Here is a 15,558-nt window from a genome sequence, read left to right on the forward strand (position 1 = left end):
AGATATGTTTTATTGTTTTGATAATTGTAATTGAGAACTATAAGAGGGCGTTGTCTTAATTTTATACTTTTTTAAGTATTCCGAGGGTGTGCAGTTCATGATCGTTTTAAATTGGCGGTTAAAATTTGAAATATTCTTAAACCCGGATTCATAACAAATACCTGATATATTTAATTTATGCTCTATTATTAATTTACAGGCGTATCCTACACGTATCTCAGTGACATACCTGGAAAATGTTTTACGATTAATACGCTTAAAAAAACGACTAAAGGCTGAGGTATTCATACAAGCAATTTTTGCAGCCTCTTCCAATCTGATGTCTTTGTTGAAATTATTGAAAATGTAGGCTTGAACCTTATCTTGAGTGTCACTTTTAGCAGTTTTGAATGCATTTATGAAACCTGTACTGGCTAAGCGCTTGACGTCTTTATGTTTAGCTAGTTTGTTAAGAATGATCAGAAAAGCGGTGGTTTTTTCAAAGCCTTCTAATTCCAGCATCATTTGAATGTCATCGATAAGTTTTTTATCGATATTCAAAAACTTCAAACCAAACTTAGCACGACTGAAGAGTTCCAGAAGATGGATCATTTCAGGTGTTTCAAAAAAGGCTTTCCCAAGGAAGTCTTCTTTGAAATGTATTGCTATTGCTTTGGCACTTTTTTGGGAGTCTTCTTCAAAATAGGGAGTATTATTTAGCCACATATGGGGTAAATCTTTACCAATTAAAACAACATCTCCTACTTCGAATTTTTCTATACTATCACCAATAAAGCTGGTGCCTTCACTTTTAAGAATGACAACAAGTTCAAGTTCCGGATGATAATGCCAAATCTTTAGAAAATGAGGATACTCATTTATTTTTGCAGTGAACGAACTATTGTCGATACTACTTCTGTCTAAACGGTGAAGTTTCATTTTAAGAAAGCGTTGTATGTAAATATAATACTAAAAAAATGATATAATTGTATATAAATTAGATTAAGGCAAAAATAGTATCATAATTAGCAATATTTAGGACTATAATAAAAAGAATGAACAATTAAATTTATTTTTGGGTAATCCATTTAAGATGACAGCTTAAATAAGCTTGTTATCTGTATGTTTGTTTGTATAAATTGACAACTCATGTTATACCGATTGAAAACCATTCGAGAATGACGCCATTTAAAAAGGGAACATGTAGCATTTTTAGTTTTCTGATTTCATTTGTTTTGATAGCCGGATGCGCAAAACAGTCTAAAGAAGTTCATATAAATGAAACTTTAAGTGTTTCAGGAACCCTAATTTATGAGAATGATTTTGATCAAGCTATGGATGACTGGAGGGTTGAACAGGCTGAAGGCGGGAAAGTTGAATTAAATAACGGCAGATTAGAGATTACAGATGCTGGTGGTTGCACCATCTGGTTAAGGCAACAAATAGAAGGCCCTGTAATGATCGAGTATGATGCTGTTGTGATTGACAACGGAGGGCCCCATGACAGGGTATCGGATTTAAATTGTTTCTGGATGGCTAAAGACCCGAAAAATGAAAGCGATTTTTTTGCCGGATCAGATGAAAGAGGCGGTAAATTTTCAAATTATGATAGTTTGAGATTGTATTATACAGGCGTTGGAGGTCATTTTAATACCAAAACCAGGTTTAGAAGATATGTGGGTAATGGTGAAAAACCGCTTTTACCAAAACATGATTTGTCAGCTCCCGAATATTTATTAATAGCCAATAAATTTTATAAGATCAGAATAATAGCTTACCATGAGTACATTCAATATTATAGAAATGATCAATTGATTGTTGATTTTTATGATGCCGAACCCTATACTTCCGGACATTTTGGTTTCAGAACGGTAAATAATCATATGATCATTGATAATTTTAAAGTATATAAGCTAAGTCAAATTATTAATAAATAGTACTTTTGCAAACTAAAAACAAAACTAGTTAGGATAATCATATGGCCGGAATATTTCGTTTAAAAGGAAAAGTTCAAAATTATGCCTGGGGAGGCACGCATTACATACCTGATTTATTAGGAATTACACCTGAAGATAAAACATATGCCGAATATTGGCTGGGCGCGCATGTAAATGCCCCTTCAGTAGTAGAAAGTATTGAAGGACCGGTTAATTTAGATGCGTTTTTAAACCTGCAATTGGAAGCAAGTTTAGGGACAAAGGTTCAAAACACCTTTGGCAGACTCCCGTTTTTATTTAAGGTTCTTGATGTAAGTGACATGTTATCCATTCAGGTACATCCGACAAAGGCAGAAGCGGAAAAGGGATTTAAACGCGAAAATGATTTGGGCATACCGATAACGGCGTCTCATAGGAATTATAAGGACGATAATCATAAACCGGAAATTATGGTGGCTCTGAGCGAATTTTGGTTGCTGCATGGATTTCTATCTGAAAATAAGATCGTTGAAGTTCTCAGTACTGTGCCGGAGTTTTCAGGGTTATTGCCCATCTTCAATGAAAAGGGATATTTAGGGCTTTATAAAGCGGTCATGGAGCAAACTGATGCTGAAACTGAATTAATGTTACGTCCTTTAATTGACAGGATCCTTCCTTTGTACAGATCCGGTGATCTTCGCAAGTCAGATCCGGCCTATTGGGCTGCAAAAGCCATGGATGGAGCTCCAGCCTCTGCCAGTATTGATAAGGGCATATATTCCATTTATTTTTTCAATATCGTTAAAGTTAAAAAAGGAGAGGCCATTTTTCAGGATGCGGGCATCCCACATGCGTATTTAGAGGGACAGAATATGGAACTTATGGCAAATTCTGATAACGTACTTAGAGGGGGCTTAACACCAAAGCATGTTGATGTTCCTGAGCTGCTAAAGCATGTTAAGTTTGAAGAGACCATACCAAATATTATAACAGGGGAATGGCAACAAGATGCATTGGAATGTATTTATAAAAGCCCTGCACCGGATTTTGAATTGAGTCAAATCAGAATTACGGAACAAAACGTGTATCGCTCGAAATCACATAGTGCCCAAATTCTTATAGTTATTGAGGGTGATGTTGATTTGTCTGATGAGGCAGGGACTCTTTTAAAACTTGGCAAAGGGCAATCTGCTTTTATAATGGCGGATTGTGATTATTCAATAGCTACAAATGCATCAGCAGTACTTTATAAAGCAACAACTCCGGATTTATAATTTTCCTTAGTGCTAAAAAAAACCTCGCCTGAAACAGTTCAGGTGAGGTAGTTAAGTTCGTTTTCAGGTTTTTACTCCTCGATTGAAGGTTTTCCAGTAGAAGACAATGCCCCAATTGCCTTTAGTTTTTGAAATGAAGGTTTTTAAATTATTCGAACTTCTATATCGTCTAAACAAATACTGGCCCTTAAGCCTGTACGTCTAACAATTCCTCTTCGTATGCTGTTTTTGTGACCGGGCGTCTGACGCATGAATACTTGATTAATGATTGGATTTTCATTGGTTTAGCCAAAAGATGTACCAAAAAAAGAACTAATGTGTTTTCAGTCGGGTTTATGACATTTTTAATTAGCCTCGTTATATAATAAAATGTTAAACTAATAATAGACTGAACTTATGAAAAAAATAGTCTCTTTTTGTTATCTACTGATAACAATAATTATTTTAAACTTAGGATGTAGCTCAAATAACGGAGAACCTGATGTTGACGATAATACTCCGGATTTAAGCGCATATAAAACTGTTAAAGTAGATGTTATCCTTCCCGAAGGCATGAATATCGATCTTACATCAACTACGCTTTCAACTTTATTACTAGACGCACCGGTAAATTCAGGTGGTTCTGCTGAAGTACCCTTCAATACCGAATCTCCGGAAATAGCATACTTGAGTGATGCTAATGACAATATATTGTTGCTCGGTTTTATTAGGGGCAGTAAAGATGAGATTTCAATTGCAACAACGGCAGAAGTACTGTATTATGTTTCTTTGGGAACCATGTTCCTGCCATATGAACTTAAACAAAGGTTTATTGCAGAAATTGAAAGCTTTGAAGGTACGCAGCAACTCTCTGAACAATTAGCAGGTTTGGCAAAACAAGATCCATTATTTCTACAAAAAGGATTGTACAGAGACCAACTTGTCGATAACATCCGGAATGCTACCAAAATGGACACTGTGGATATTAGAAGTAAAAGAATTGATGTTAACGGTGCCGATATAAGAAGTGGCCTGCAATTAAAAGATATTGACTTTCAGAATATAACTATTACCAACACCTTGAGAAGAAGAGCCCATGCTTTTGTCTATAAGACGGCTTATAAAAACAACGAGGGTAAAGAAACTATCATTGATGATAACATTTCAGGGACCGATGTCCCTATGGCAGATACAAAGATCACTCAAACCACGGCTATACGGGAAGTTCTTGGGGTGCTTGCTGATTGGGCCGCAGGGAAAGGTGCAGAATTTGCCGAAACCGTATCAGACCCTATAACGCTTCCCTTGCAGGAAAATGAGAGTGAAGCTACTTACAAAGTTCGTGTCATAGGGCCTTCTGATGAAAATATTGATGAAAAGGCCTTTACAACTGTCGAAAAAGAAAAACTGTACAATCTGCATTTAGAAACCTTTATATTCGATTGGTTTTTACCGGTAATAACGGATCTTGGAGGTCATAAGAAATTGGTTAGAGATCTATCAGGCCAAAAGGTAGAAAACATTCTTGATTTTTTAGGGCCGGCAATATCGTCAATAAGTTCGGTTTACGAACCCATTAAAAAAGGACAGTATAATGTTGCATTAGACGAATTTATTTTGAGTTTGTACAATAATGCTACGGGCTCAAATCTTGAGGAAATTCTTATAGGGTTATTCACCATTTTGGGTGAAAAATTAGATTCCGATACATTCATGCAGAATACCGGCTTTATTGGTAATGGCATAAAGAAAACTGCAAAAGCTCTTGAAATTGTAGATTTTGGGCTCAAACTGGTAGATTATGGTAGAATGATTTTTGAAAACTCTAAAGAACTGGAGGAATGGACAGCCAAAGCCAAAGCAAGTGATATTTTATTAAGTCCAAATGAAAAAAATGTGCTCCCATATCAATTTACGGATTTTGAAGTACTCAAAGAACCTGTCCCCGATGAAGGCGCTGTTTTACAGTATCAATGGTCTACCTCAGGAAAATATGGGACCATTAGAGATAACCATTTACATGAAGGCACTTCATTTCAAAGCATAAAAGACAAAATCTCTTATATAGCAAAGGTTCCCTCCAGGCAGTTAAGCGATGGCCCTAATATTGAGGAAATATATGTGAGTGTATCCATAAAAAAGGGCAGTGAAATAACACAGATTGGTAAGGATACGGCAAGAGTCAATGTTAGAAAGTTTGGCTATAAAATAAGGCCTAATGGCATAACCATGCAAGGTGGTACCAATTTAACACTGCATATAGACCGAACTGATAATCAACCTTTGGTAGATGACGATGTGTTTGAAAGTAAGGTTATATGGACCACCAGCGGCAGGTTTGGGCAATTCAATGGAAACAAAAAACAACTTACGTTGGAGCGCACCGGGGGATACAGTGTCAATTATGAAGCTCTGGATAAGATACATGATGGAGAAGAAGATTTTGTAGCAAGAATTTACAGAAAGGAGCGAACGGATACAGACTGGCTTCTATGGGATGTAGCCAGGGCCACATTAAAGATTGACAATGATCGTAAGAAAAAAATCCAGTTTATAAAAATCAAAGCCGAAATTGCTATTAATAAATTTGAAGATCCATATTATCTTTTTAGTGTTCAGAATTATTATAGAGCGGTCCCGGTTGAAGGTGCGGTAAGTTATGAAGCCAAAATAATAGACCAAGTTCCGGATTTTAATCCAACAGTAATAGGGGAAACCATCCGTTGGGAACCGGGCGGGCCTAAAGAACCTCGTATTGTAAAAGATTCGTTAGATATTTTTAGGCGCGTTTTTATTGGTAGACAAAGTGGAAGTCCAATAGACGAAGCATGGAAGGACGAACAACTTAAAAATGCTAAAAAGGTTAAAGGAACGGTACAGGTAACCGCATTTTTGGAATAAAATTATTCGATAAAGACCTTTTTGTATTAATGAAAACTGTTGGCTGGTTATGATTGTACATTTGTGCTAAAAGTAGTATTTTTACTATTCCAGCATGAGCATCGATGAAAAATCAATCTAGCCAACAGCTTACAATAATAGAAGGTTTACGAACAAATAGCTCTGCCATACTGAACGAACTATATAAGGCAAATTTTCCTAAGATATTGGCTTTTGTTGTTAAAGACGGAGGAACCAAGGCTCAGGCTGATGATATAATGCAGGATGCCATTATTGTTTTATGGAACAAGGTTAGAGAAGAAAGTTTTGTACCCCATAATGAAACCGCAGTAGAGGCTTACTTGTTTCGCGTTGCTAAAAACAAATGGATAGATTTTTTGAGGTCTTTTCATCATAATCAAATGAGGTCTATTAATAGCCTGGCTAGTTTAAAGCATGTAGACGATCCTCCTAGCGGATTAATTGATACAGATTCAGAGAATCAGGAACGATTACAATTGGCACTAAAAGCGTTTGGTGACATAGATAAAAACTGTGCTGTAATTCTTAAAAAATTTTACTTCCAAAGAAAAAACCTGAAAGAGATTGCCCACCAACTTAAACTAAATCCGGTATCCATACGTAACAGAAAATATCTCTGCCTTAAAAAATTAAGAAAACTATTTTTAACATTACAAGATAGTAATCATGGGAAATGAAGCAAAAGAAATATCAAATAAGACCATAGAAGAAATTGAAAAGTATCTTTTGGGTCATATGAGTTTGGAAGAGTCTGTTTCATTTGAAAAGCGCATGGATACGAATCCGGTGCTCAAGAATCAGGTTGAAGATTTTAGAGTGCTCATAAAGGCGATTGAGATAAAATCATTGAAAGACCAATTACATCATATTAGCACTGACTTGGATAAGGAAAATACTAAACCCGGACTAGGCATCAAAAAATGGCTCATAGCGGCTTCATTACTTGTATTTGTCGGAACTGCTTCAATTTGGTTTTTAAAAAGGCCTCCGGTACATGAGCGTCTCTTTGATAGTTATTTTCATAAAGACCCCGGTCTGCCCACAACAATGGGCAATTCACAAAGTTTGGTATTTACTGAGGCCATGACCAATTATAAACGTGAAAACTACCAATCGGCTATCCGGGAATGGGAAAGTATGTTGAAGACAGATTCAGAAAATGATACATTGAACTATTTTATAGGCATGGCCCATTTGGCTGACAAAAATGCGAAACAATCAGTCCCTTTCTTAGAATCAGTGGTCAAAAACAAACATTCAGTTTTTCTTGATGATACCTATTACTATCTTGCTTTGGCATATTTGAAAACCGGGAAAATTGAACAGGCCAAAAACATGCTGATAAAGTGCCATAGCAAAGACTGCGAATCCATTTTGGCAGAGTTAACAAACTAAGAAAATGCTTTTAAGAGGTACTTATTTGTGTGTAATCTTTTTTATTCTGTGTTCCAAGAATATAGCTTATGGTCAAAAAGATAGTTTACGGGGATCAGACTTAATTAATCATTATCTGGTTAACAATCAAATTGAGAAGGCAAGTAAGGAACTTGAACAACAACTTGAGAGATTATGGAAAAATCGGCAATATGATTCTTTGTGTTATTATCCATATTTGGTAGGAAAAGTAAGGTTGGAAAAAACCTCTGCCCAACAAGCGGTCAGAACTACTGAAGCCTTTGTTCAGAAAATTGAAAATAGTGTCCCTGGTTCTTCTTCTCTTCATATAGCATATACACAATTGGCAGACCTGTATGATGAACTGGCCTTTCATAGAGAGGCCTTTAAAACTGGCAAAAAGGCACTTGACCATATATTAAAAGTCCCTGGCATACCCTTAGAGGATGTAGGGGACATAGAATACAACATTGGAATAAGCGCCTATAACTTAGATAGTCTGGTTGAAGCTAATTATTACTTCAAAAAAGCTATTGATTATTATGAAAGATCGGCAACCACCAAAAAAGAAAAGCTTGCAGACGGATACAATGCCCTGGGCGCCGTAGCCTGGACATTCAACAAATTGGACAGTGCCCAGCATTATTATAAAAAAGCAGTAACCTCGGTTGAAGCCAGTGATGCTGATAATACTATGAAATTGTATCTGTCCTTATTCTATAGGACCAATATTGCACTTCTTCAGGAATCGCAAGGTCAGGTGTTTGAAGCTATTGAAACACAAAAATCCATTCTTTCAGATTGTAAGATTGTTATTGATAAGATGAAGGACCCTATGTATCTTGAGCGTGCAAAACGAACTGAAAGTTTGGTTTTGGGGAATCTCGGGGCCATGTACCATGATTTGGGGTATATTTCCAGGTCCAATGATATTCTGCGAATGGCCTATCGAAAGAAATTGGTCTTATATGAACCTTCTGACCAAAGGCTTACTAACAATCTTATTCAAATAGCACAATCGGAAATTGCCTTGAACGAATTTGACGATGCGCTAATTACTTTAGACAGTGCGCTCAATACACTTCACTCATCTCATGAGAAGTATCTGTCCAAAAAAGCCGAGATACTTACTGTAATAGGGAAAGTGCATTCCATTACAGGAAATATAGAACAGGCCCTGGCGTATTATAATGAGAGTAATGCCTTATATCAAAAAGTATATATCAAAAATTTCTCAAGGGAATACCTAATCTTTTTACGGGAATATGCTCTTTTCCTTGCAGAAAATGACCAACCAGAAAGGGCGCTGGATATTGGGATGAAAGGTTATGATTATGCTCGGAAAAATGCGGGAGCAGATAGTTTTCTTCTTTTCAATCATACATTGAACTTAGCCAAAATAAACCATCTATCCGGTAACTTTAAGGCAACAAGGTCATGGGCGGAGATAGGAAATAATCATTTAGACCAAAAAATAACCGAAAGTAGGACTAAACTAGATTCCATAAAGATAGAATTTAATAAGCCACAAACCATTTTGCTTGAGGTCCGGGCGTTGTATGAACTCGCTGAAGATAAAGTTCCTTCTTTACTTAAAGCATTAATAGGGAAACTTGAAAGAGCGGTATTGATACTCGAAAGAAGAAAAAGCACCATTTTCACGAATGATGATGTATCCCTATTACTTTCGGAATACAAGAATATTAATGATTTTTTGAAAAAATTGTTCTTTGAACTGTATGAACAAACCCATGACGAACAATACTTAAACAGGCTGATTTCCCTAAATGAATCGGCAATCTATACTAGGATCAGAGCTAAATTGGGCATCCTTAATCAGTCCTATAGCAATGTATCTAAAGAAACCCTTGCCAGGGAAAACGAATTAAAAAAGAAGATTTCCAATGCACTATTGACCCCGACAAATGATGATTTAAAGGATTTTTTTGATTACAATGCGCAATGGGGAAAATTTCTGGATTCTTTACGGACAAACTACCCTAAATACTACGGGCTACACTATGCCTCTATTGAAAATACGCTTACTAGTTTAAGGAATCATATTCCGGATAACACCACAGTGATTCGGTATTTTTTTATTGAAGATTCCTTGTATGCCCTGATCTTTAATTCCGAATCAAGAAAACTAATAGCTATTGGAGAAAATAATCTCTCAGAATTGATTGAAGGCGCTGTCAATTCTTTAGCCCCCAAGAAGGCCATCAAAAATTTAAACAGATTGTATGAAATACTCTGGGCACCTTTATCTAAACTCGTATCTACCCCTAAAGTGATCATTATCCCGGATCGGGAACTGTTTAATCTGAGTTTTGAAATGTTGACTCCAGAGAAAATTACCACCTTTGAAGAACTTGCTTATAACTGTCTTTTATCAAAATACCAGATATCTTATAACTACAGCCTTGTTTTACTCAATAATGGTAGTAAACTATTTAGTCATTACAATAATTATGTAGCCTTTACCCCCGTTTTTACTAAAAAAATGAAGGAAAGTTATACTTTAACCATTTCTGATTCTTTAGATATAGATAAAAGCTATCTGGCACTATCATCCTTGCCATTTAGCGGAGATTTGGCAAAGAATTATTCCAAAAAGTTTGATGGGAGTTCTTTTCTGAATGAGAATGCATCTAAACAGGTATTTGCTAATTTAGCCAGGGAGCATAGAATCATACATATAGGTACACACGCGGAGTCGAATAATTTAAGTCCGGAGTTTTCCCGTCTCATATTCGCTAAGAATCTCAATGATGAGGCGACCTTAAATGATAATTCCGTATATACCTATGAAATCTATAATTACAATTTGGCTTCAAACCTTACTGTCTTAACAGCATGTGAAACTGGAAAGCCATCCTATCAACCGGGAGAAGGCATGATATCACTTGCTCATGCTTTTAATTATGCAGGTAGTGAAAGTATCTTGACCAGCCTATGGAACATAGATGAACAGTCCAGCACACAAATTGTTGGCTATTTATATGAAAACCTGCTAAAAGGTATGACCAAGGATGAAGCTTTACAAAAAGCCAAACTCAACTATTTAAAAAACGCAAGAGGAAGAGCCTTAGCGCCTCAATATTGGGCAGGCTTAGTTCTTATTGGAAATACTTCTGCTATTCCCTTATCAAAATCTAATGTTTGTGTTTTCAAAGTAGTTGGTTTAGTCGTTTTTCTTCTTTTAATTTCACTAATTATTTTTAAAATATTCAGAAGGAGTAGGAAGTAGGGTTCTGAGTACCATTATTAGGTAAATAGGTCAGAATGCCTCAAATGAGGATAAATCTTAATTAGCCTATGTACTCATATTCCTGTAGATCTTCATCCCATTCTAAAGCATAAATATCCCATTTTTCTCCGGGATTACGTTCTTCTTCCAATTTTTGGGCAATATAAAAATGATCTTCTCCATCTGTTCTCACGGTGATCATACCGTATTTGGCAACATTGCTGTCTCTCCAGGTATCAATTTTAAGTTGTATGCTTTCCTTATCCCCATCAGCGGCATTGTCCAGTTCTTCATGCAGTTCTTTTAATCGATTATAATACGTTTCCGGATAAGAAAACTCTTTGGTGTTTCTGGCAAGCTCCGTACTAAATATTAGTGGACGCAAACCGCGTGACGTTTTCCCAAACATACCCAAAGCATCCGGTCTGGGATGCGAATGACTTTCCTTGTCTCCACTTGATATGACCGTAGCAATGGGGTTAAAACCTTTAAGGAAGGAAGGTGTCACATGCGTGGAACCATGGTGACAGGCTTTCGCAAGATCACATTGAAAGGTTTCGCGCAATTTAGCGATCATCAATTCAATTGTTTTTTCTGCAGTTTCCAGCTTATTTTTATATGCTTGTCGCTTCTGGGAGGAAAGGCTAGAATCTCTAAGTTTAACTTTGAAATTCCTAACGTCTTTTTCAAGTTTAGACAAGTCTTTCGCAATTCCGGTATAATGCCGACCAAGATAATCCTGGGACGGCACATTCAGATCTCCTCCCAATATAAACCGGGCCTTATTAAATTGTACCATAAACACCACGGAATGTCCATTCTTGGTTTTACCCTCATTACTCTTTAATACACGTAGACATTCAACATCTTGACCATTAACATCAATATGCTCAGTCACCGGTCCCAATATTTGAAAGGTCAAAGGGTTACTTGGGGAGTATCCGGGCAAATAGCCGGTATCTTTATTGAGAAATTTAAATGAGACAGCAGGATTAGTTATATTAACGGTTTGTAAGGTTTCCAAAAGATATTTTCTGGAAAGTTTTCCGGAAGCAGGAAAGAGATCCGTAATGTCACTTTTATTTTGGGCAAGCTCGGTCAGATAAGTAACTTTACCTTTTTTTACTTTCGCTCCCAAATCATTAAAATCACCGGCTTTGATATCACTGCTGGAGCGTTCCATAATACCGTTATGGCCTACCGTTTGGACCTTTAATTTCTTATTGCCAAAAACATTCAAAAATCCGTAATAATGATCAAGATCGGGATGGCTCATAATAGCATATTCAATATCTACGGGTTTTTTATCATCCGGGCGATAGCGCAAATTATAACGCCAGTTAAGAAAACGAGCCATATTATCGCCGCCATCCCCGTGAAAGCCTAAGCCTTCACCGGCATCAATAAGTATTATTTTGTCATCGGGTGTAACTATATGGCAGCCATCCCCTTGCCCTATATCTACAAAGTTGATCTCTAAAATACGCTTATTGGTAAGGTGTTTTTTCTTCACCCAACCGTCATTACCTCTACAATTAATTTTAATCCATTCACCATTGGTTTCGTTATCGAAAGTGGCAAAATCGCCAAAAATCAGATGGTTCACACGATTTTTTTTGGAAGTGTTGTTTGGAGTAGCAAAGAGAATGGTAGATTCTACACCAACAAACAGGAATTTAGACAAATCTAGCTCGGCCATAATTATGAGTTTTTATAGTTAATAGTTTATAACAATCAAATGAGAGTCAATAACACATCAAATGGGGGAGATAATTCATGTGCTTACCAACAAAATACACCATAATTAGTTCCGTAAATCAAGCAAGAGAGGTTACATCCCTTAAAGCTTAATTTGTAACTTCCTTAAAGATAGTAATACTTTTTAAGACTTAAACTGCTTTGGATATAAATTTTAGGTTTTTACAATAAAGCTGAAGTTGTATGCCTTAAAACATAAACGTGTGTTTGAGATGACCTACAGGTATTAGCTGTGGCAAAATTGATAGACTATATTAGGTTTAGCAGGCAAGAACCATAAATGGGTAAAATAATAAAAAGGCCTTCATTTTATGAAGGCCTTTTCGGTTGGTTGGTTGATGTACAGGTTGGCTATTGTTTCCTTACACTTCCGGAAACATTATTGCTTTTATTTACTTTTTCAGGATTACCGTAGTATTTTATATCACCACCGCTGGAAGCATTCGCTGTTAATTCTTTAGAAGTATTTACTGTAACGTCTGCACCGCTTGTAGCTTTAACCTGGCTGGATTCAGCTTCCAAATTACCCGCTTTAATATCGCTTCCGCTTGTGGCCTCTGCAATAAGTTTTTGTGTTTTTCCGGATACACGTAAATCACTACCACTGGTAGATTCGCAATTAAGAACCGTTGTGATTACATCCAGTTTCATATCGCTTCCACTGGTAGTTCTTAATCTTAACTCTTCTGCTGAAATGGTATTTGTTGAATGGACGTCACTTCCACTGGTGGAAATAATACTGGAAACATCCTTGAAACTCACATGTATCTTTTTTGATGAAGCCCATCCAATATTTTGTTTGGTATGAATCTTTAAAACACCATCTTCAATGTCGGTTAAAATAAGATCGTGTAAATTCTCATCGGCTTCAACGGCAATACTTTCTTCGTTGCCCTGGGTTAAATACACATTTAATCCTTCGGTTGCTTTAATGGTTGAGAACGACTCGGAAATAGTTCTTTCTTCAGTAAGAACATTACCATTACCCTTAACCCCCGGGTTAAAGTTCATATCGAAGTTACACGATGCAAGTGTAAGGCTTAATACAGCGGCTACAATAATTTTAATTAGCGTTGTCATGATTATTTGTTTTTTGATTGTTTTTGTTTTTTGTTATTCAAATATCCTTTTTATTCAGATGTATTTATAGTTTAAGTTTCTGAATTGTAGAATTATAGAGATGAACTGTTAATCGTCTTTAGATTTAATTTCTACCCCGTCAGAATCAACTTTATATTTTATGGTTTCACCTTCTCCTGACAGACCATCACCATCCACTTTTATGTCTACATTCTCGCTTTTAATTTCCACACCTTCTTCATTTATTTTCAATCCGGAAGTGTCATCGTGTACATCAACATCTACTTCAAAAGATGCTTCCTCAGGACAATCCAGACATTCGATATTATCTTCAATTATTTTAAGTAAATGGTTAGTGTCTCTGGATGAAACAATATTGCTACTGTGTCTGTAATAACTCAAGAAAGATTTGGTGTTGTTATTAAAGTTGACAACAATTCCTTCAGGTAAGTTTAGAATGACAGCTAGGTCTTGATCACTATACTTGTTGTTGGCAGCAGTTGATATAAATGCATCAAGCAATAAAGTATTGTCATTTAAGCTATAGTTGTAATTTATGTTTTTAGCACGTTCAATAGCTCTGTCATAACTTCTGCCATCAGCACTTTTTTTAATGTGAATGGATGCTATAGAATCAGTTGTAGAGCGCACTATTATTTGAACATCAGAGTTATAAATGACCTTTTCACCATTTTCATTAGTTGCTATTCTATAAAAATGCTGTTTTCTGTAAAAACGATTATTCAATGCATCGTTAGAAACCATTTTAACTTTTAAAGTGTCCGTAGCAGTAATATTCAATTCATGCTTTTCAGTATAAGACTCGTCAAAAGCATGGGCGCTAACCTCTCTAACACCTATAACTACCAATCCAATTATGGACATTAACCATACACCCAGTAAGGTGAATTTAGCAATATTGCCAATAGATTTTGAGTTGTTTATCAGTATTTTTAATCCTAAATAGAATAGAAAGAAAAACGGAATACCAACGGCAAAAAGGGTAAATAAAGATACTAACCAAATTGGGGAGTCTCCTGCATTGAACATATTAACATGTTCTATTCCCGGAATGTGAATAATATCAATAACGCCTACAGATAATAATGAAACAATAAGAGATATTATTGTTACTGCTCCAATAAATATTAGTAAAACCCCCACCAATTTTGCAAATATTTTAAAGAAGAACATGAAGACTTCTCCAATAGTTTCAAAAAAAGCACTTGATGAAGACTTTACTTTATTAGTTTGCTTTTTGAAATCCACATTTTTTGCTGCATCACTGGCACTTTTGGCGGCACCGGAAACTGTTTCCGATACATTTTTGGCAACATCAGTTACAGTTTCGGTAACGTTTTCCAAACCATCCTTAATTTTTTTTTCAATGTTGCTAATGTTAACAGGCTCGCCCGTCATCATTATTTTTTCGGCTGTGGTTTTTGCTTCAGGAACTAAGATCCATAATAAAATGTAAAGCAAAATACCGGTCCCCGCAGCACTGAATAAGATGATCCAGGCTAAACGTACCCAAATGGCATCAATACCAAAGTAATGACCTAAACCTGATGATACACCACCAACATAAGAGTTTTCGGTGTCTCTGAATAGTTTTTTAGATGGCGCATGAGTTCTCTTAGTAGAAGATGTTTGAGGTTCATCTTCAAAAATTTCATCGTCAACCAGATAATCTTCCGGTTGCCCCATGATGGTAATAACCTCGTCTACCTCCTTAATTCTTATAACCTGTTTATCGTTTTGAACACGCTCATTAAAAAGCTCGGCAATTCTGGCTTCAATATCAGCTATAATTTCAGAGCGTCCTTGAGAATCTGTAAATGAACGTTTTATAGCCTCAAGATAGCGTTGTAATTTTAGGTATGCGTCCTCATCAATATGAAAAAAGATACCTGCTAAATTTATGTTGACTGTTTTATTCATTTTTTTGTTGTTTTTTGGCTTGTTACTATATTAACGGCGTTTTGTAATTCGCTCCAAGTCGTGT

General features: G+C 36.2%; 10 protein-coding genes. 6 read left to right on the forward strand and 4 right to left on the reverse strand.

The genetic code is table 11. The annotated features are described in order from the left end of the window. Positions 1–9: 9 nt before the first annotated feature. Positions 10–918: an AraC family transcriptional regulator gene (locus Q0983_RS00415; protein WP_299547043.1), complete on the reverse strand. Its 909-nt coding sequence runs from the start codon at positions 916–918 to the stop codon at positions 10–12. Positions 919–1,157: 239 nt separating this feature from the next. On the opposite strand from Q0983_RS00415, the gene Q0983_RS00420 reads away from it, so the two are divergent. The 6 genes from Q0983_RS00420 (at position 1,158) to Q0983_RS00445 (ending at position 10,715) form a co-directional block, all read left to right on the forward strand. Next, entirely contained in the window at positions 1,158–1,916 is a 759-nt protein-coding gene (locus tag Q0983_RS00420) for a DUF6250 domain-containing protein (RefSeq protein ID WP_299547045.1), read from the forward strand. A gap of 41 nt (positions 1,917–1,957) precedes the next feature. Then, positions 1,958–3,169 (forward strand): mannose-6-phosphate isomerase, class I, encoded by a 1,212-nt coding sequence (gene manA, locus Q0983_RS00425; protein ID WP_299547048.1) that lies wholly within the window; start codon positions 1,958–1,960, stop codon positions 3,167–3,169. Positions 3,170–3,565: 396 nt separating this feature from the next. After that, on the forward strand, positions 3,566–6,049 hold the full coding sequence (locus Q0983_RS00430; protein WP_299547051.1) for a hypothetical protein: 2,484 nt from the start codon (positions 3,566–3,568) through the stop codon (positions 6,047–6,049). Positions 6,050–6,153: 104 nt separating this feature from the next. Then, positions 6,154–6,747: a sigma-70 family RNA polymerase sigma factor gene (locus Q0983_RS00435; protein WP_299547054.1), complete on the forward strand. Its 594-nt coding sequence runs from the start codon at positions 6,154–6,156 to the stop codon at positions 6,745–6,747. Beyond that, complete coding sequence (locus Q0983_RS00440) at positions 6,737–7,465, forward strand: hypothetical protein (RefSeq protein ID WP_299547057.1); 729 nt, start codon at positions 6,737–6,739, stop codon at positions 7,463–7,465. Before Q0983_RS00435 ends, Q0983_RS00440 begins: the two co-directional genes overlap by 11 nt. Before the next feature lie 4 nt (positions 7,466–7,469). Then, on the forward strand, positions 7,470–10,715 hold the full coding sequence (locus tag Q0983_RS00445; RefSeq protein WP_299547059.1) for a CHAT domain-containing tetratricopeptide repeat protein: 3,246 nt from the start codon (positions 7,470–7,472) through the stop codon (positions 10,713–10,715). 61 nt (positions 10,716–10,776) lie between these two features. Here Q0983_RS00445 and Q0983_RS00450 read toward each other — a convergent pair whose 3' ends face one another. From Q0983_RS00450 to Q0983_RS00460, 3 genes are all read right to left on the reverse strand, one after another. Then, on the reverse strand, positions 10,777–12,414 hold the full coding sequence (locus Q0983_RS00450; protein WP_299547061.1) for a hypothetical protein: 1,638 nt from the start codon (positions 12,412–12,414) through the stop codon (positions 10,777–10,779). A gap of 410 nt (positions 12,415–12,824) precedes the next feature. Then, positions 12,825–13,553 carry a head GIN domain-containing protein gene (locus Q0983_RS00455; RefSeq protein ID WP_299547063.1) on the reverse strand — a complete coding sequence of 243 codons (729 nt, stop codon included), beginning with the start codon at positions 13,551–13,553 and terminating at the stop codon, positions 12,825–12,827. Between the two features lie 108 nt (positions 13,554–13,661). Further along, positions 13,662–15,494, reverse strand: coding sequence for a PspC domain-containing protein (locus Q0983_RS00460; RefSeq protein ID WP_299547065.1), 1,833 nt, complete (start codon positions 15,492–15,494; stop codon positions 13,662–13,664). Positions 15,495–15,558: the final 64 nt, after the last annotated feature.

The sequence above is a fragment of the Seonamhaeicola sp. genome (genome assembly GCF_028281565.1).
Taxonomy (GTDB): domain Bacteria; phylum Bacteroidota; class Bacteroidia; order Flavobacteriales; family Flavobacteriaceae; genus Seonamhaeicola.

Excerpts from the sequence above, each read along its gene's own strand:
- Q0983_RS00420 (WP_299547045.1), top strand. The coding sequence starts at position 1,158 with ATGACGCCATTTAAAAAGGGAACATGTAGCATTTTTAGTTTTCTGATT.
- Q0983_RS00450 (WP_299547061.1), bottom strand. The coding sequence starts at position 12,414 with ATGGCCGAGCTAGATTTGTCTAAATTCCTGTTTGTTGGTGTAGAATCT.
- Q0983_RS00435 (WP_299547054.1), top strand. The coding sequence starts at position 6,154 with ATGAAAAATCAATCTAGCCAACAGCTTACAATAATAGAAGGTTTACGA.
- Q0983_RS00430 (WP_299547051.1), top strand. The coding sequence starts at position 3,566 with ATGAAAAAAATAGTCTCTTTTTGTTATCTACTGATAACAATAATTATT.
- Q0983_RS00460 (WP_299547065.1), bottom strand. The coding sequence starts at position 15,494 with ATGAATAAAACAGTCAACATAAATTTAGCAGGTATCTTTTTTCATATT.
- Q0983_RS00415 (WP_299547043.1), bottom strand. The coding sequence starts at position 918 with ATGAAACTTCACCGTTTAGACAGAAGTAGTATCGACAATAGTTCGTTC.
- Q0983_RS00440 (WP_299547057.1), top strand. The coding sequence starts at position 6,737 with ATGGGAAATGAAGCAAAAGAAATATCAAATAAGACCATAGAAGAAATT.
- manA (WP_299547048.1), top strand. The coding sequence starts at position 1,958 with ATGGCCGGAATATTTCGTTTAAAAGGAAAAGTTCAAAATTATGCCTGG.
- Q0983_RS00445 (WP_299547059.1), top strand. The coding sequence starts at position 7,470 with ATGCTTTTAAGAGGTACTTATTTGTGTGTAATCTTTTTTATTCTGTGT.
- Q0983_RS00455 (WP_299547063.1), bottom strand. The coding sequence starts at position 13,553 with ATGACAACGCTAATTAAAATTATTGTAGCCGCTGTATTAAGCCTTACA.